The 16,890-nt window shown below is 74.3% G+C and carries 11 protein-coding genes; 6 read left to right on the top strand and 5 right to left on the bottom strand.

The annotated features are described in order from the left end of the window. Positions 1-31: 31 nt before the first annotated feature. On the bottom strand, positions 32-2,980 hold the full coding sequence (locus F6X51_RS14285) for an FAD-binding and (Fe-S)-binding domain-containing protein (RefSeq protein ID WP_150964345.1): 2,949 nt from the start codon (positions 2,978-2,980) through the stop codon (positions 32-34). 230 nt (positions 2,981-3,210) lie between these two features. Here F6X51_RS14285 and F6X51_RS14280 point away from each other — a divergent pair, with 230 nt between their 5' ends. From F6X51_RS14280 to F6X51_RS14270, 3 genes are all read left to right on the top strand, one after another. Further along, positions 3,211-4,284: a threonine aldolase family protein gene (locus F6X51_RS14280; protein ID WP_407658553.1), complete on the top strand. Its 1,074-nt coding sequence runs from the start codon at positions 3,211-3,213 to the stop codon at positions 4,282-4,284. 61 nt (positions 4,285-4,345) lie between these two features. Beyond that, complete coding sequence (locus F6X51_RS14275; RefSeq protein ID WP_150964344.1) at positions 4,346-5,839, top strand: carboxypeptidase M32; 1,494 nt, start codon at positions 4,346-4,348, stop codon at positions 5,837-5,839. Between the two features lie 64 nt (positions 5,840-5,903). Further along, on the top strand, positions 5,904-6,173 hold the full coding sequence (locus tag F6X51_RS14270; protein ID WP_191970125.1) for a hypothetical protein: 270 nt from the start codon (positions 5,904-5,906) through the stop codon (positions 6,171-6,173). Positions 6,174-6,190: 17 nt separating this feature from the next. Here the strand turns inward: F6X51_RS14270 and F6X51_RS14265 are convergent, their stop codons facing one another. Both F6X51_RS14265 and F6X51_RS14260 read right to left on the bottom strand, forming a co-directional pair. Next, complete coding sequence (locus tag F6X51_RS14265; RefSeq protein WP_150964342.1) at positions 6,191-9,688, bottom strand: ATP-binding protein; 3,498 nt, start codon at positions 9,686-9,688, stop codon at positions 6,191-6,193. Between the two features lie 3 nt (positions 9,689-9,691). Next, the gene (locus tag F6X51_RS14260) at positions 9,692-10,945 is read right to left on the bottom strand and encodes a metallophosphoesterase family protein (RefSeq protein ID WP_150964341.1); all 1,254 of its coding nucleotides are present in this window, start codon (positions 10,943-10,945) and stop codon (positions 9,692-9,694) included. A 219-nt stretch (positions 10,946-11,164) separates the two neighbouring features. On the opposite strand from F6X51_RS14260, the gene F6X51_RS14255 reads away from it, so the two are divergent. Next, positions 11,165-11,941, top strand: coding sequence for an endonuclease/exonuclease/phosphatase family protein (locus F6X51_RS14255; RefSeq protein ID WP_150964340.1), 777 nt, complete (start codon positions 11,165-11,167; stop codon positions 11,939-11,941). Here F6X51_RS14255 and F6X51_RS14250 read toward each other — a convergent pair. Beyond that, positions 11,874-13,310 carry a phospholipase D-like domain-containing protein gene (locus tag F6X51_RS14250; protein ID WP_150964339.1) on the bottom strand — a complete coding sequence of 479 codons (1,437 nt, stop codon included), beginning with the start codon at positions 13,308-13,310 and terminating at the stop codon, positions 11,874-11,876. The genes F6X51_RS14255 and F6X51_RS14250 overlap by 68 nt on opposite strands. 181 nt (positions 13,311-13,491) lie before the next feature. Here F6X51_RS14250 and F6X51_RS14245 point away from each other — a divergent pair, with 181 nt between their 5' ends. Continuing rightward, entirely contained in the window at positions 13,492-13,719 is a 228-nt protein-coding gene (locus F6X51_RS14245; protein WP_150964338.1) for a hypothetical protein, read from the top strand. Positions 13,720-13,791: 72 nt separating this feature from the next. Here the strand turns inward: F6X51_RS14245 and F6X51_RS14240 are convergent, their stop codons facing one another. Next, on the bottom strand, positions 13,792-15,810 hold the full coding sequence (locus tag F6X51_RS14240) for an elongation factor G (protein ID WP_150964337.1): 2,019 nt from the start codon (positions 15,808-15,810) through the stop codon (positions 13,792-13,794). Positions 15,811-16,335: 525 nt separating this feature from the next. Here F6X51_RS14240 and F6X51_RS14235 point away from each other — a divergent pair. Then, entirely contained in the window at positions 16,336-16,815 is a 480-nt protein-coding gene (locus F6X51_RS14235; protein ID WP_150964336.1) for a cupin domain-containing protein, read from the top strand. Positions 16,816-16,890: the final 75 nt, after the last annotated feature.

Here is a 16,890-nt window from a genome sequence, read left to right as displayed (position 1 = left end):
AACTCCAAGCTACGTTTAAGCTCCGGCGAATTCAGTGTCGAGGGATCAAGGCACGATCGAGTACGCGGACCACATGTTCCGCATCCCGTCCGAGCCCGTCGTGGATCTGGTGCCGGCAGGAGGTGCCGTCCGCGACCACGAGGTCGTCGGGGCCGGCCTTGCGGAGCGCCGGGAACAGGGACAGCTCGGCCATGGCCAGGGACACGTCGATGGTGTCGGCGCCGTATCCGAAGGCGCCTGCCATGCCGCAGCAGCTCGACTCGACGACCCGCACGTCGAGGCCCGGCACGTGGCGCAGGACCGTCTCGACCGCGCCCATGGCCCCGAAGGATTTCTGGTGGCAGTGGCCGTGCAGGTGCGCGACCCGGCCGCCCTGGTCGGCGAGGCCGAGGGCGATGCGTCCCGCCGCGAGGTCGGCAGCGAGGAGCTCCTCGAGGAGCAGGCTGTTCCGGGCCAGGAGGTCCGCCTCGGCGCCGGGCAGCAGGGCCTGGAACTCGTCCCGGAAGGTCAGGAGGCAGGAGGGCTCCAGGCCGACCACGCGGGCACCCGCGCGGAGGAAGGGCAGGAGCGCCGCGAGGGTGCGGCGCGCCTCGGCCCGGGCGCGGTCGGTCTGGCCGGAGGCGAGGTAGGTGCGCCCGCAGCAGAGCGGCCGGCGGCCCTTCGGCGGATAGACCCGGTGCAGCCGGTAGCCCGCGGCGGTGAGGACGCGCTCGGCGGCCTCCAGGTTCTCGCGCTCGAAGGCGCGGTTGAAGGTGTCGCCGAACAGGATGACGTCCCGGAAGCTGCCCGCGACGTCGTCCGGATGAGCGGCCTCGCCGGTCTCGGCCCAGGGCCGGCGCCAGCGCGGCAGGGTGCGCCGGGCCGAGAGGCCGGCCACCCGCTCGGAGAGCCGCGCCAGCGGGGCGTAGCGGTCGCGCAGGTTGAGGAGCGGCGCGAGCTTGGCGGCGATCCCGGCATAGAGCGGCAGCCCGGCCACCAGCCGCTCCTTGAGGGGCAGACCGTGGCGGGCGTGGTAATGGTGCAGGAACTCGACCTTCATCTTGGCCATGTCGACGCCGGTCGGGCATTCCCGGCGGCAGGCCTTGCAGGAGACGCACAGGTCCATCGTGCGCTTCATCTCGGGGCTGGTGAAGGCCTCCGGCCCGAGCTGCCCGGAGATGGCGAGGCGCAGGGAATTCGCGCGGCCGCGGGTCAGGTGCTGCTCGTCGCGGGTGGCCCGGTAGGAGGGGCACATTGCCCCGCCCGCGAGCTTCCGGCAGGTGCCGTTGTTGTTGCACATCTCGACGGCCGCGCCGAAGCCGCCCCAGTCCGACCAGTCGAGGGCGGTCGCCATGGGCTCGGTCGCCGCGTAGCCGGGCCCGAAGCGCATCAGCGCCCGGTCGTCCATGTGCAGCGGGCGCACGATCTTGCCGGGGTTGAGTCGGTTGTCGGGGTCGAAGCCGTCCTTCACCGCCTCGAAGGCGCGGGCGAGGCGGGCGCCGAACAGGGGCTCGACATAGTCCGAGCGGGAGATGCCGTCCCCGTGCTCGCCCGAATACGAGCCCTTGTAGCGGCGCACCAGCTCCGCGGTCTCCTCCGCGATGGCGCGCATCGTCACGACGTCGCCCCCGTCCTTCATGTTGAGGATCGGGCGGACGTGCAGGCAGCCGACGGAGGCGTGGGCGTACCAGGTGCCGCGGGTGCCGTGCCTGGTGAACACCTCCGTCACCGCGTCGGTGTAGTCGGCGAGGTGCTCGAGGGGCACCGCGCAATCCTCGATGAAGGAGACCGGCTTCGCGTCGCCCTTCATCGACATCATGATGTTGAGGCAGGCCTCGCGCACCTCCCAGACGGATTTCTGGCGGGCGGGCTCGGGCACCTCCACCACGGCGTCGGCGAAGCCGTGGTCGCTCATGCAGGCGTCGAGGCGCCTCAGGTCGCGCATCAGCGCGTCGCGGTCGTCCCCCGCGAACTCGGCGAGGAGCAGGCAGTTCGGCCGGCCCCGGGTGATGTCGGCCAGCGTCGTGCGGAACAGCGGGATGTCGGCGCCGAGCACCAGCACGTTGTTGTCGACGAGCTCGACCGCCACCGGATCGAGGTCGACGATCGCCCGGGTGGTCTCCATCGCGGCGCGGAAGGAGGGGAAGTGGCAGACCCCCATGACCCGGTGCACCGGCAGGCGCGACAGCCTGAGCGTCACCGCCGTGGTGGCGGCGAGGGTGCCCTCCGAGCCGACGAGGAGGTGGGCGAGGTTCGGGCGCGGCTCGATCAGCGCGTCGAGGTTGTAGCCGCCGACCCGGCGCTGCACCCGCGGATACATGCGCAGGATCTCCGCGCGCTCGGATTCGGCGAGCGCCACCATGCGGCGGGCGAGGTCCTCGGCGCGGGCGCCCCCGGTGGCGCCGCCGGCCTCGTTGCCGGTGAGCCCGAAGCCGAAGGGCGTGCCGTCGTGGAACAGGGCCTCCAGGCTCAGGACGTTGTCGCTCATCTTGCCGAAGCGAAGCGAGCGGGCGCCGCAGGAATTGTTGCCCGCCATGCCGCCGATGGTGCAGCGGGTGGCGGTGGAGGGCTCGACCGGGAAGAACCAGCCGTCGGCCTTCACCCGCGCGTTCAGGCGCTCCAGCACCATGCCGGGCTCGACCGTGACGGTGCCGGCCTCGGCATCGTAGGCCAGGATGCCGTTGAAGTGGCGCGAGCAATCGACCACGAGGCCGGAGCCGATCGGCTGGCCGTTCTGCGAGGTGCCCCCGCCCCGCATGATCACCGGGACGGCGTGCTCGGCCGCAATCGTCAGGGTGGCGGCGATATCGGCGGCGGTGCGGGGGAAGACCACGCCCGCGGGGACGATCTGGTAGATCGAGGCGTCGGTGGCGTAGCGCCCCCGCGTGAAGGCGTCGAAGCGCACCTCGCCCTGCAGCGCCTCCGCGAGGCGCCGGGCGAGCCCGGAATCCTGGCGGGCCGCGGCCCTGCGGCTGGTCACGGGCTCAGCGCTCGCTGCCATCGCGTCGTCATCCTCCTCGGGCCCGGAAGCGGGCTTCTTGTCTCCAGTTGAATTTGTAATACAAAATTCAACTGGAATGAAGCGGCGCAACCCGGGGAGGCATCGTGCCTCTTGCCTGGGCAGGCTGACCCCCGGATGCGCGGCGACGCGGATTTTGCATTCACGTCGCCGCGATCATACGCATAACCGGCCGGCCGAGACGACCCGCGAATGCCGAGGCGAGGGACCCCGTGACGATCGACCTCTTCAGCGACACCCAGACCCGCCCGACCCCGGGCATGCGCGAGGCCATGGCGCGGGCCGTCGTCGGCGACGAGCAGTCGGATTCCGACCCGACGACCCGCGCCCTCTGCGACCGGGTCGCGGCGCTCCTCGGCCAGGAGGACGGGGTGTTCATGCCCTCGGGCACGATGTGCAACCTCGCGGCGATCCTGGTCCAGACCCGGGCCGGCGACGAGATCATCGTGGACGACCAGTCCCACATCTACAACACCGAGGCGGCGGGCTCGGCCGCGATCGGGGGCGTCTCGGTGGCGCCCCTGAGGACGGCGGCCGGGATCTACAGCCCGGCGCAGTTCGAGGCGGCGATCCGCCCGCCCGCCCGCACCGCCCCGCGCTCGGCCCTGGTCTCGATCGAGCAGACCACGAGCTTCAGCGGCGGCTCGGTCTGGGACCTTGCCGACATGCGCCGCATCCGCGACATCGCGCAGGGGCGGGGGCTCAAGGCCCATATCGACGGGGCGCGCCTCCTCAACGCCGTGGTGGCCACCGGCATCCCGGCCGCCGAGTACGCGCGAGGCTTCGACAGCGTCTGGCTCGACCTCAGCAAGGGCCTCGGCTGCCCGGTCGGGGCGGTGCTGTGCGGCTCGAAGGAGTTCGTGGTCGAGGCCTGGCGCTGGAAGTACCGGCTCGGCGGCGCCATGCGCCAGTCGGGGGTGATCGCGGCCGCCGGCCTCTACGCCCTCGACCACCACATCGAGCAGCTGCGCACCGACAACCAGAACCTGCACCTGCTGCACGCCGCGATCGCGGACCTGCCGGGCCTCGGCTTCGACCCGACCGCCGGGCAGTCGAACATCCTGTGCTTCTCGGTCGCGGGCTTGGGCGTCTCGGCCGCCGCCTTCGCCGAGGCCTGCCTCGCCGAGGACGTGCGGATCCGGGCAATCGGCAGCCAGATCCGCGTCACCACCCATCTCGACGTCGACCGGGCCGGCGTCACGCGCGCCGCCGCGGTGATCCGGGCGGTGGCGACGCGGCTCGCGGCCGAGGGCTCGGCGATCAAGGGCGCGTCGGCGCAGCGCTGAGGCCGGCTTGCGCCGGCACCCCGCGCCCCTATCCTCGGGCGCGACCGAGAGGGGAGACCGCATGCAGGCCTATCGTGCCCTGGAGAGCCGCTTCGCGCGCCTGGCCGCGCTGCAGGATGCCGCCGGCATCCTCGGCTGGGATGCCCAGACCCTGATGCCGGAGGGTGCGGCGGGTCCCCGTGCCGACCAGCTCGCCGTGCTGAAGGGCCTCGCCCACGACATCCTGACCGGGCCCGAGACCGTCGACGGCCTCGCGGCGGCCGAGGACGAGGCCGCGGGGCTCGGCCCCTGGGAGGGGGCGAACCTGCGCGAGATGCGCCGCGCCTGGATCCACGCCTCCGCGGTGCCGCGCGACCTCGTGGAGGCGAGCTCGCGCGCCGTGTCGCGGGCCGAGATGACCTGGCGCGAGGCGCGGCGCACCGCCGATTTTCCCCTGCTCGCCCCGGACCTCGCCGAGGTGCTGCGGCTGCAGCGGGAGATCGGCGCCGCCAAGGGGGCGGTGCTCGGCCTCGCGCCCTACGACGCGCTCCTCGACGGCTACGATCCCGGCCTGCGCCGGGCCCGGATCGACCCGCTCTTCGCCGACCTCCGCACCTGGCTCCCCGATCTCGTCGCCCGGGCCCGGGCGGCGCAGGCCGCGGACGCGAGCCCCCAGGCCCTCGACGGCCCGTTCCCGGTCGACCTCCAGCGGGCGATCGGCCTCGTGCTGATGGAGGCGGCGGGGTTCGACTTCACCCGCGGGCGCCTCGACATCAGCCTGCACCCGTTCTGCGGCGGCGCCACGGACGACGTGCGCATCACCACGCGGTACGACGAATCCGACGTCACCCGCGCCCTGATGGGCGTGCTGCACGAGACCGGCCACGCCCTCTACGAGCAGGGCCGCCCGGCCGCCTTCCGCCAGCAGCCGGTGGGGGCGGCCCGCGGCATGAGCCTGCACGAGAGCCAGTCGCTGATCGTCGAGATGCAGGCCTGCCGCACCCGCGAATTCGCCGGCTATCTGGCGCCGCTCCTCGCCCGCACCTTCGGGCGGGACGGGGGCGCCTGGAGCGCCGACAACCTCCACCGCCTCTACACCCGGGTCGAGCCCGGCTTCATCCGGGTCGATGCCGACGAGGCCACCTACCCGGCCCATATCCTGCTGCGCTACGAGATCGAGACCGCCATGATCGCGGGCGATCTCGGCGTGCCGGACCTGCCCGGCGCCTTCAACGACGGCATGCGCGACCTCCTCGGCCTCACCGTGCCGGACGACCGGGTCGGCTGCCTGCAGGACATCCACTGGCCCGGGGGCGCCTGGGGCTACTTCCCGACCTACACCCTCGGGGCCCTCGCCGCGGCCCAGCTCTTCCGCGCGGCGCGGGCGGACGAGCCCGATCTGCTGCCGGCCCTCGGGCGGGGCGATTTCACGCCGCTCCGGGTTTGGCTGCGCCGCCACGTCCACGCGCAGGGCAGCCTCCTCGAGACGGACGAGCTGCTCGCCGCCGCCACCGGCGCGCCCCTCGGGACGGAGGCCTTCCGGGCGCATCTGGAGGCGCGCTACGCGGCCCCATGAGCCGTTCCGCCCCGCCCGAACCTCTCCGCCCATGCCGCGTTACGCCGGTGTAAGGAGATTTTCGATGTCCACGCCGAGATTGCTTGCCGCCGCCCTGAGCTTCGGGGCCCTCACGATCCTCCCGGCCGCGGCCCAGGCGCCGGCCCAGACCGGCACGGGCGGGGGCCCGGCCTCCACGGTCACGGCGCCGAACACCTCGTCGGTCGGCCGCACCAAGCCCCCGGGCGCCGCCGCGGGCGGGATCACGCCGGGCGACCGCACCGAGCGCACGCCCCAGGAGAAGGCGGACGACCAGATCCAGAAGGGCATCTGCATCGGCTGCAACGCGAAGTAGGGACGCGTGCCCGGGTCTCACAGTTCGAGGATGTCGACGCCCGCACCGAGCCGGTCGCGGGCGAGGTCGGCGACGTGGCGGTGGTGGGTGAACAGGATCGGCTGGATCCGCCCGCCGAAGGAGGCCAGGGCCTCCAGGCCGTGGCCGGTGCGGGCGTCGTCGAAGGTGAGGAACAGGTCGTCGCCGATGAACGGCGCGGGCTCGGCGCGCGCCGCGTAATCCTCGAGGTAGGCGAGGCGCAGGGCGAGGTAGAGCTGGTCGCGGGTGCCCTCGCTCAGCCCCTCCACGTGGACGAGCCCCCCGGCGGCGCGCAGACCGGCGAGGCGCGGCGTGTCGGCCTCGTCGTAATCCTGCGTCAGGCCCGCGAAGGCGCCCCCCGTCAGCGCCGCGAACAGGGCGCCGGCCCGGGTCAGCAGCGGGTCCTGCTGCCCGGAGCGATGGCGCCCGATGGCGGTGCCGAGGAGCAGGCTCGCGAGCTTGAGGACGGCCCATTGCCGGGCCGTGGACTGGATCTCGGCCTCGGCGGCCTTGCGCTGGGCCAGGGCCAGCTCGGCGCCGATGCCGCCCTCCAGCGCGGTGCGCCGCCGCTCGCCCCGGTCCCGGTCCGCGAAGGCGACCTTGCCGCGCTGGTCGAGGTCCTCGTCGTCCATGGCGAGCTGGCGCAAGCTGGCCTCGATCGCGTCGGCGGAGGCCGAGGCCAGGTCGGCCCGCAGGCTCGCCTCCGCGACGCCGTCCGCGGCGCGGGCCAGCTCGGCCCGGCGCCCGGCGCGCTCGCGGCGCAGGGCATCGCGGGCGAGGAGCCGGGCGTGGAGCGCGGCGGGGTCGTCCCTCCCGGACGCGTCGCCGCCGGGGGGCGCCGCAGCCCCGTCCGGCCGGTCGGCCAGATGCTCGGCGAGGCCGGCGCGCGCCGCCTCCACGGCGCGAAGGGCCGCGGCTTGAGCCTCGGCCGCGGCGGTGCGGCGGCGACCGAGTTCCTGCCGCCGGGTCTCGGCGCGCGAGGCCTCCTGCAGGCGGCCGTGGAGCGCCTTCATGGCCGTGCTCGGGGGCAGGGCGCCGAGATCCGGTGCGAGGCCGGCCGCCAGCCCCGAGACCGCCGCCCGGTAGGCCTCCATGTCGCGCCGGATGCCGTTGATCCGGCGCCGGTGGCCGTCATGCTCGCGCAGGACCGTCGGGACGGAGCGCCACGCCTCGAGGGCGCTCTCGGCCTCGTCCGGTTCGGCGCCGGGCGGCAGCCCGATGGCCTGGACCGCCTCGCCCCAGGCCGCGAGCCAGGCGCCGTGCCGGTCGGTCGCCTCGGAAAGCTCCGCCTCGATCCGGGCGATCTGCTCGGCGGTGGCGCGGGCGCGGGCCTGCGCCTCGCGGGCCGCCTCCCAGGTCGTGGCGAGGGCCGCGACCCGGTCCTCGACCCGGGCGAGGATCAGCCCGACATCGAGCCCGGCGAGATCGGGCAGCCCGGCCCCGCGGCCGAGATCCGTCAGGGGCGCGCGGCAGGCCTCGATCCGGGCCACGAGGTAATCGTGCTCGGCGCGCCGGGCCTCCAGGGATTCGTGGTCGGCGAGCAGGGTCTCGACCTCGGTGAGCCAGGCCGCCATCTCGGCCGGCGGCGCCGGCTCGATCCCGGCGGGCTCCCAGGCCCGGCGCCAGGCGGCCCAGCCCGTCTCCAGGCGCGCGTCGATCTCGCCGAGGGCGGCATGGGCGGCCTCGGCCTCGGCCTGCTCCGCCTCCAGGCGCTGCAGGTCGGCGGCCTGCTCGGCCGCCCGGGCGGCATCGGCCACGAGGTCGTCCGCCCCGCGGTCGGCCGCGAGGATCGCCGCCTCGCAGCGGGCGACGTCCGCGGGGCCGCCCGCGCCGGGCTCGCCGAGGGCGGCCGCCCGCAGGGGGGCGAGCCGGCGGTCGCGCTCGGCCCGGAGCGCCAGCAGCTCGGCACGGGTCGGAATCGGCCGGCCGGCCTCGCGGCGGCGCAGGCGCTCCCGGGTCTGGGCCAGCGCCCGCGCGGCGCTCTCGCCGCGGTCGAGGGCCCGGTTCCGGTCGCGCTCGAGGGCCTCCATCTCGCGGCCGAAGCGCGCGACCGCCTCGTGCGAGGGGTGGCGCAGGTCGGCGAAGCGCGGCAGGTCGGCCACCGGCGGCGCGAGCCGCGAGGCCTGCGCCTGGATCTGCTTGGCCTCGCGCCGGATGGCCGCGTCGAGGGCGTCCCGGCGCGCCACCTCGTCGCGCACCGGCGCCAGGGTCTTGAGATCGGTCCGCAGGGGGCCGGGGTCGATCAGCGGCGCGGCGCCCCCCTCAGGCCGGGTGATGCGGGCATGCTCGGCCCGGCGCTGGGCGCGTTCCGCCCGCATCCGGCCGAGCGCCGCGGCGAGGTCGCGCCCGGTCCGGAGCAGGCCCTCGATCCGGGTGCGGGCCGCGTCGGAGGGCTGGCGCGCGCGCAGGGCCTCCGCGTCGGGCAGGCCGATGCGGGTCGTCAGGCGCCCGAGGTCCTGCGCGAAGCCGTCCGCCTCGCCCTGGAGGCGGGGCAGGTCGATGCCGCCCTTGTCGAAGCGGTCGATGCCGCGAAACGCCTCCAGGATCTCCTCGGCCCGGGCGAGCAGGCCCGCGTCCGCCGGGACGGCGGCGAGGTCGCGGGCGGCCTCCGCGAGCGTCGCCCGGGCCTGCGCCTCGGCCGCCTCCGCGTCCGCGGCGCGCGCGAGGCAGCGTCCGAGCCGCTCGGTCCAGGCCTCCGGCACGTCGGCGAGGTCGGCATCCGCCTCGGCGCGCTCGGTCAGCGCGTCGATCTCGGCGATGAGGGGCGTCACCCGCTTCAGCCGCTGCAGGCGCGCCTGCTCGGCGGCGATCCGGGCGCGCTCCGCCCGGATCTCGTCGAGCCTGCGCGCCGCCCCCTCGATCTCCTCGTTGAGGTCGCGCCAATCGCCGGAGCGCAGCTCGCCGTGGCGGATCGCCTTGCGGGCCTCGTCGTAGCGCGCCAGCGCCTGGTAGAAGGTCCGGTGCTGCGCCGCCCGGGGCATGAAGATGTCGGCGGCCTCCGCATCGAGGTTCGCCTGAAGGGTGGTGTAGCCGCGAAGCCCCGAGGCCGCCGCGAACAGGCTCGCCCCGACCTCGCCCTCGCTGTTCAGCATCTCGTGCCCGCCCGCCCGGAGCGACGGCGCATCGAGGCCGAAGGCGCGGCAGAACACCTCCCGGCTCAGGCCGCCCAGGAAGGGCGCCAGCGCATCGTCGGGCAGGGCCGCGTCGGTGCCGTCCACGAGGGTGTTCCTGTTGCCCTTGCGGCGGCGGAAGCGGAGCGCCTGCCCGTCCGAGCCGAGGATCTCGGCGCCGATGCGCATCTGCGGCATGTCGTGCAGGAAGGCGAAGCGGGTGCGCGGCTCGATGCCGAACAGGAGATCGGTGACGGCGGCCAGCGCCGAGCTCTTGCCGGCCTCGTTGGCGCCGAGCACCACGTGCAGCCGGGCATCCTGCCGGAACGTCACGCGCCGGTCCGTGAAGGGGCCGTAGCGCTCGAGGTCGAGGGAGAGGATGCGCATGGCCTAGCAGGTCCGGCCGTGCAGGCGTCCGAGGATCACGGCCTCCGCCTCGGCGCAGAGGGCGTCGAGCTCGTCGGCGAGGTCGCCCTCGTCGCGGGCGAGGCCGCCCGGCATCTTGGCGGCGATGTCCGCCAGCGCCGCCCGGGCCCGGGCCCGGAATTCCGGATCCTGGTCGAGGGACGCGAGCAGCGTCGCGGGGTCGATCGCCATCGTGCCGCCGGGCGGCCCGGGATGCGGGGCCGCGCGGGGCCGCGCCGTCTCGATCCTCAGCCGCTCCAGCCAGATGTCCTCGTGGACCCGGTGGGCCGCGGCCTGGATCTCGGCGGTGAGGCTGTCCCGGTCGGCCGCGAGCCGGTCATGGGCGGGCGTCTCGCCGTGCAGGCGCACCCGCACGGCGAGGAGACGGCCGGCGGCCTCCGCGGCGAGACCCCGCAGGGCGGCCTCCACCGCCGCCAGGGCGGCGCGCTCGTCGCCCGCCTCCGTGAGGTCCACCGCGAGGTGATGGAAGCGGGCGTGGTCGACGATGAGCCGGCGCAGGGTCCTGACGCGCCCGTCCGCGACCTCGACCGCCACGGCGCCCTTGGCGCCGCATTCGCGGATCGAGCGGCCCTGCAGGTTGCCGGGAAACACCACCCAGGGGTCGCGCGCGAGTTCGGCGTAGTCATGGACATGGCCGAGCGCCCAGTACTCGTAGCCGCGCCCGGTCAGGTCCGCGACCGAGCAGGGGGCGTAGGTCGCATGGGCGGCGTGGCCGGTGCAGGAGGTGTGCAGCACCCCGATGTTGAACCAGCCCGGCAGCGGCGCCGGGTAGGACAGGGCGTAGTTCTCCTCCACCGCCCGGTTCGGGAAGCTGCGCCCGTGCAGCGCCACCCGCAGGTGCTCGAGCCGATGGGTGTCGGCCCGGGTCGTCGGGTAGGTCCGCACCGAGTCCGGCAGGGTGATCGCCTTGGTGATCACGCTCTCGGCGTCGTGATTGCCCCGCACCAGGATCACCGGGATGCCGGCCCGGTCGAGCCGCGCCACCTGCCGGGCGAAGAACAGCCCGATCGTGTTGTCGGACCAGTCGCCGTCGTAGACGTCCCCCGCCACGATCAGGAAGGCGGCGCCGATCTCGATCGCCTGGCTCACCAGATCCTCGAAGGCCCGCCGTCCCGCCGAGGCGAAGCGCCGGGCGATGTCGGGATCCTTCAGGGCGAGCCCGGTCAGCGGGCTGCCGAGATGGAGGTCGGCCGCGTGGATGAAGGTGAAATCGTTCATGAAGTGTTCTGAATGGAAACCCTGTCTCGCACGGATCGGCCGCGGGGGAAACGCCGTCAAGCCAGGGCGCGCGGGAACCCTCCGGCTCGTCCACGCTTCTCCACCGAACCCTGTCCCAGCCTCGACAGGAACCGCCCGCAACGCTTAACCAGAGCAGTGCGGACCGGCGCTCCCGGGGGCCGCTTCCCGCGCGACATCAGCGAGGCACGAACAGGACGCATGCCCGATCACCCGCACGTCCCGCCGCTGGGCTTCCACGCCACCGGCAGCGCCCCGATCCGCGTCGCCACCGGCCCCACCCGCACGCGCAAGATCGTGAGCTGGAACCTCCTGCGCCGCACGGGGGCGGCCGTCGCCGACCTCATCGCCTTGATCGAGCAGGAGAATCCCGATCTCCTGCTGATGCAGGAAGCCACCCGCGACATCGCCGCCCTGCGCGAGCGCGTCGGCGGCGCCTATGCCTGGGCGCCGCTGCCGGGCCGCATCCACGGCCCTGCGATCTGGAGCCGGCGGCCGTGGACGACGCCCCCGACCGTGATCGCGCTGCCCTCCGGCGCCCTGTTCGACCGGGTCTGCCAGGTGCTGAACCTCGGTGATTTCGGGGTCGCCAACGTGCATCTCTCGCATGGCCAGATGCTGAACCGGCGCCAGCTCCGCTGCCTCGAGCGGAACCTGCCGCCCCGGGCCGCGGTGCTCGGCGACTACAACATCGTCGGCCCCGCCTTGCTGCCGGGGTTCCGCGACGTCGGCCCCCGGCGCCCGACCCACAGCATGGTCGAGGTGCTGCCGCTCCGGCTCGACCGCTGCCTCGTGCGCGGGCTCGTCTGTCACGAGCCCGCGGTGCTGCCGCGCGGCGCCTCGGATCACCGGCCGATCGTCGTGCACCTCACGCCCGCGACCGAGGAGGTGCGGCGCCCCGGGCGGACCGTCAAAGGTATGGTAGCAGCAGTCGGACGCCTGCGTCGCGCAGGCGGACGGGCAGCGCACGCGCCTTGAGGTCCTCGCGCATCAGGCGGGTCTTCATCTTGCCGTGCATGAACCGCTCGAGGTCGCGGGCGAGGCTCGTGTCGTAGATCTCGACGTTCAGCTCGAAGTTCAGCCGGAAGCTGCGCGTGTCCCAGTTGGCGCTGCCGACGAAGCACCATTCCCCGTCGACCACGAGGGCCTTCGAATGGTCGAAGGGCGGCTCGTCGAGCCAGATCCGGACCCCGCTCTTGAGCAGCGGATCGACATGGGCCCGCGTCGCCCAGTCGACGAAGCGGTGGTCGCTCCGCCGCGGGATGACGACGTCGACGGTGACGCCCCGGATGGCGGCGAGCTGCAGCGCGTTGATGACGAGTTCGCCCGGCAGGAAGTAGGGCGTGACGAGGCGGACGCTGCGCCGCGCGCAGGCCAGGGCCTCAAGGACCACGAACTCGATCTTCTCGACATCCGCGTCCGGGCCCGAGGTGACCGCCCGGGCCGTGATCCCGCCCGCGGGTTCGAGGCGCGGGAACCAGCGCGGCCCATCGAGGTCGGCGCCCATCGCGAAGGCCCAGTCGCTGGCGAACGCCATCGACAGCTGCTCGACCACGGGGCCCTCGAGGCGGAAATGCGTGTCGCGGATCGGGTGCGGCGGGTTCTGGGCGACGCGGTTGCCGTCGGCGATGTTGAGGCCGCCCGTGAAGGCGATCCGCCCGTCGACGATCAGCAGCTTCTTGTGGGTGCGCAGGTTCAGGAACGGCATGCGCCAGGGCAGGGCCGAGTGCATGAAGCGCCCGACCGGGATGCCGGCCCGGTGGAGGCGGTGATAGACGCGCGAGCCGAAATAGCCCCCGCCGATGCCGTCGATCAGCGCGCAGACGTCGACGCCCCGGGCCTGGGCTGCCACCAGCGCGTCGCAGAACTGGCGCCCGACCGTGTCGTCGCGGAAGATGTAGCTCGAGAGCGCGACGCTCTCCCGGGCCGATTCCAGCACCTCCAGCATGACCGGATAGGCCGCGTCGCCGTTGCGGAACATCCGCACCGCGTTGCCCCCGAGGGAGGGGAGGTTGGTGATCCGGCGCACCGCCTTCTCGAGGGGGTGGAACGCCTGCGCGACGACCGCCTCCGGCAGGCGCGGCTCCCCCGGCTTCGGGGTCGGCGTCGGGCGCAGGCGCCGGGCGCGGCGGGAGACGCGGTTGATGCCGAACAGGGCGTAGAGGCCGGTGCCGAAGATCGGGGACAGCCAGGCGAGGCCGATCCAGCCGATCGCGACGCTGACCTCGCGCTTGTGCAGCAGGACGTGCACCGTGACGACGAGCGCGAGCCCAATGCCCAGGAGGGCCAGGACGTCCGCCCGGATGGCGGACAGGGCTTCGAGCCATCGGTGCAGGGCTTCTTCCAACGCATCCGCTCAGGTCGCCCGGGGAGCTTCATCCTTAGGGGAACGCTCCGGGCCGAGACAGGGCGGGGCCGGGAATATCCTGTTGGCGGGCGGGTGTCCTTAGTCTTGCCGGGTTTGTGGGGGCAGATGGGCCTCTGAGCCGTCCCGGGTGGGACGGCGCGTAGCCAAGGATCGGCTGGACATGCCCGTGATCGGACTTTCCCTCGCGATCCTGCCGGTGGTGGCGATCCTGGCGATCCGCGCCGTGCTGAAGCTGATTCTCCTTCCGTTCCAAGTGCTTCGCCTCGTCACGCGCGGGCGCTTCGGGCTCGGCCTCGCCCTGGTCCTCGGGCTCTGCGCGGCCGGCGCGATGCTGGGCGAGGGGCCGCACGGGCTGGTGTCGCAGGCCCTCGCCCTCGCGTCCCGCTGAGGCGGCCGCAAGCGGAACTTATCATGAACGACCGCGCGATCGTCATGAACGATCCCGCGGCCTTCGGCCGGGTCAGCCGGCCCGGCGCGCCAGGTCGCTCGCCAGCACCAGTTCGGCCGGCCGCCCGCTCAGCTCGGCCATGTGGTCGAACCGGGCCGTGAAGCTGCCGACCCCGGCGCTGACCGAGCGCAGCTCCACGATCAGGTCGGCGGTCTCGGCGGCGGGGATCAGCGCCTGGACGAGGTCCCAGCCCGGCCAGCCCGGCCGCGCGTCGTAGCCGAGGATCTGCCCGCGCCGGCCGGTGACGAGGCCGGTGGCCCGGGCGGTGGCGCCGGAGGGCGTCGCGATCTCGACGGCGAGCACCGGCTCGAGCAGGACCGGCCCGGCCTTGGGCAGCGCGTCGTCGAGGGCGAGCCGCGCGGCGATCTGGAAGGCGGCGTCCGAGGAATCGACCGCGTGGGCCGACCCGTCGGTCAGGGTGACTTCGAGGTCGACCAGCGGGAAGCCGAGGGGGCCCCGGCGCAGGTAGGCCCGCGCCCCGGCCTCGACGGAGGGGATGTAGTTGCGCGGCACCGCGCCCCCCACCACCGCGTCCGCGAAGCGGAAGCCCTCGCCCCGGGCGAGGGGCCGCACCGCGATCTGCACGTCGGCGAACTGCCCGTGCCCGCCGGTCTGCTTCTTGTGCCGGCCGCGGCCCGCCGCCGCGCCCCGGATGGTCTCGCGGTAGCCGACCTTCGGGCGGCTCGCCTCGACGCCGACGCCGAAGCGGGCCGACAGGCGCTCGATCGCGGTCCGCAGGTGCATCTCGCCCTGCCCGAGCAGGCGGATCTCCTCGAGGTCCGCGTCGTGCTCCACCACGAGCCCCGGATCCTCCTCGGTGACCTTGGCGAGCGCGCCGGTCAGGCGCACGTCGTCCTTTCGGTCGCGCACCCGGATGGCGCTGGCGTAGACCGGGCTCGGCGGGGCGGGCCCGATCGCCCCGGGGGCGGCGCCGCCGGCCGCGAAGCCATGGCCGCCGGCCGCGAAGCCCTGGCCGGTGCCGATCCCGTCGAGCCGGGCGAAGCCCGCGACCGCGCCCTCCGGGGTCGCCGGGATCCGGGCGGTCTGGCCCCGGTCGAGGGCGACGAGGCCGGCGATCCGGGTCGCCGCCCCGTCCGGCCCCGCCACGGCCTCGCCCTCCTGGAATGTCCCGCGCAGCACCCGGGCCACCGAGAGCTTGCCGCTGAAGCCGGCATGCCGGGTCGCCAGCACCCGGGCCAGGGGCGGGCCGGCCTCGGCGATCCCGAGGCGCGCCCGGGTCTCGGCCAGCCCCGGGGCCTCGTGGCGCAGGGCCTTGAGCAGGCGCCCGATGCCGTTGCCGCGCAGGCCGGAGCCGATCAGCACCGACACCGCCAGCCCCTCGCGCAGCTCCCGGGCGAGGTCGGCGAAGATCCGGTCGGGCGGGGGCTCGGCCTCGGTGATCAGGGCCTCCATCAGGGCGTCGTCGTGGTCGGCGAGGCGTTCCAGCAGGGTGAAGCGCTCCTCCTTCTCCTGCGGCAGCACCCCCTCGGGCAGGGCGATCAGGGTGCTGGGGGCGTGGGGGCGGTAGACGAAGGCCCGCTCGAGGGCGAGGTCGATGTAGCCCGTCGCCGCCCCGTCCTCGACGATCGGGATCTGGCGCAGCAGCAGCGGCACCTGCGACGCCCCCTGCAGCAGGGACAGGGTCTCGCGCAGGCCCTGCGTCGCCGTATCGATCTTGTTGACGAAGAGCAGGCGGGGCACCCCCTGCGCCTCGAGGGCGCGCATCACCAGTTCGAGGGCGGGCAGCTTGCGCTCGTCCGCCTCGCAGACCACCACGGCGGCGTCGCAGACCGCGAGCACCGGGTTCATGGCGTGGGCGAACTCCACCGCGCCGGGGCAATCCACCACCGTGAACGCCTCGCCCAGATAGGTGAGCGCGGCGACGACGGGCTCCGTGCCCCCGCGCGCCTCCGCCCCCTCGCGCCCGCTATGCGCCGGCCCGCCCGCGCGCTCGACCAGAGCGTCGAGCAGCACGCTCTTGCCGCTCTGGGCCGGACCCACGAGGGCGATGCACCGAGGTTGCGACGCCATCCTGCGCCTCCCCTGCTTCGAGATCCTGCATCATATCGTGAGATCCGGGACCGAAAGACGCGGATCATGCGAAAAAATGCAAACGGTACGGTCGCGGCTGCCGAGGACGGCCCCGGCCCGCCCGCTCGGCGGAGCGGTGCCGCTCCGCCGGGATGGCGACCGAGCCGACCACGCTGGCACCAGCGACCCAGGGCTGGTCTCCGCGCGCGCGCCTGCCGGCGCGATGGCAGAGCGCCCCACCTCTCCCGTCCGGGAGAGGTCGAGTCGGCGCCAGCCGACCGGGTGAGGGGTGCGACCTCTCCGGAGAGCGCGCCTCCCTCACCCCAACCCTCTCCCGCACGGGAGAGGGGGCGCGGCGCGCCTCCCGCGCTCACTACGGAACCACACATCACTCCGGACGGCGGTGCGCCCACCTCTCCCGTGCGGACGGGGCGGCGCGTCGCCCGACCCGCGGTGATTGCGTCATCCCGGGCGCGCCGGCGTGCTACACTCGGCCAGGAGGGACTCGGCCAGGAGGGCCGCGCCATGCCGAAGCCTGTCGATGCCGGTCCGGGTGTTGTCGACCCGGAACCCACCTGCCACGTCCTGCGGGCCGGGCCCGCCTTCGTGGGCAAGCAGGGGTTGTCCTATTCCCCCGCGATCTCGGCGGAATCCGTCGACGCGCGGGGGCTGCACATGCAGATCGTCACGATCCCGCCGGGGGCCCGCGCCAAGGCGCACAAGCATGCGGGCCACGAGACCGCGATCCACATCCTCAGCGGCCGGTCGGGGATGTGGTACGGCCCCGCCCTCGAGCACCACGCCGAGTGCGGGCCGGGGGACTTCGTCTACATCCCCGCCGGCATGCCGCACCTGCCCTACAACCCGAGCGAGACCGAGCCCTGCATCGCGGTGATCAGCCGGACCGACCCGAACGAGCAGGAGAGCGTGGTGCTGCTGCCCGAGCTGGACCCGCCCCCGGGCCGGGACCCGGCCGCCGCGGGCGGCAGGACGGACGCGCGGTAGAACGGCGGTCCGCACCCGCACCATGCCCATCGCCTCGAGATCGGCGACGGGATGGTCGACGGGGCGGGTCATCGC

The organism is Methylobacterium planeticum (assembly GCF_008806345.1).
Taxonomy (GTDB): domain Bacteria; phylum Pseudomonadota; class Alphaproteobacteria; order Rhizobiales; family Beijerinckiaceae; genus Methylobacterium; species Methylobacterium planeticum.
This window is presented reverse-complemented; position numbering and strand designations above follow the sequence as displayed.

Bases quoted from the DNA above. Each gene is read 5' to 3' on its own strand.
- F6X51_RS14270 (WP_191970125.1), top strand. From the start codon at position 5,904: ATGTCCACGCCGAGATTGCTTGCCGCCGCCCTGAGCTTCGGGGCCCTC.
- F6X51_RS14265 (WP_150964342.1), bottom strand. From the start codon at position 9,688: ATGCGCATCCTCTCCCTCGACCTCGAGCGCTACGGCCCCTTCACGGAC.
- F6X51_RS14240 (WP_150964337.1), bottom strand. From the start codon at position 15,810: ATGGCGTCGCAACCTCGGTGCATCGCCCTCGTGGGTCCGGCCCAGAGC.
- F6X51_RS14260 (WP_150964341.1), bottom strand. From the start codon at position 10,945: ATGAACGATTTCACCTTCATCCACGCGGCCGACCTCCATCTCGGCAGC.
- F6X51_RS14235 (WP_150964336.1), top strand. From the start codon at position 16,336: ATGCCGAAGCCTGTCGATGCCGGTCCGGGTGTTGTCGACCCGGAACCC.
- F6X51_RS14245 (WP_150964338.1), top strand. From the start codon at position 13,492: ATGCCCGTGATCGGACTTTCCCTCGCGATCCTGCCGGTGGTGGCGATC.
- F6X51_RS14275 (WP_150964344.1), top strand. From the start codon at position 4,346: ATGCAGGCCTATCGTGCCCTGGAGAGCCGCTTCGCGCGCCTGGCCGCG.
- F6X51_RS14255 (WP_150964340.1), top strand. From the start codon at position 11,165: ATGCCCGATCACCCGCACGTCCCGCCGCTGGGCTTCCACGCCACCGGC.
- F6X51_RS14285 (WP_150964345.1), bottom strand. From the start codon at position 2,980: ATGGCAGCGAGCGCTGAGCCCGTGACCAGCCGCAGGGCCGCGGCCCGC.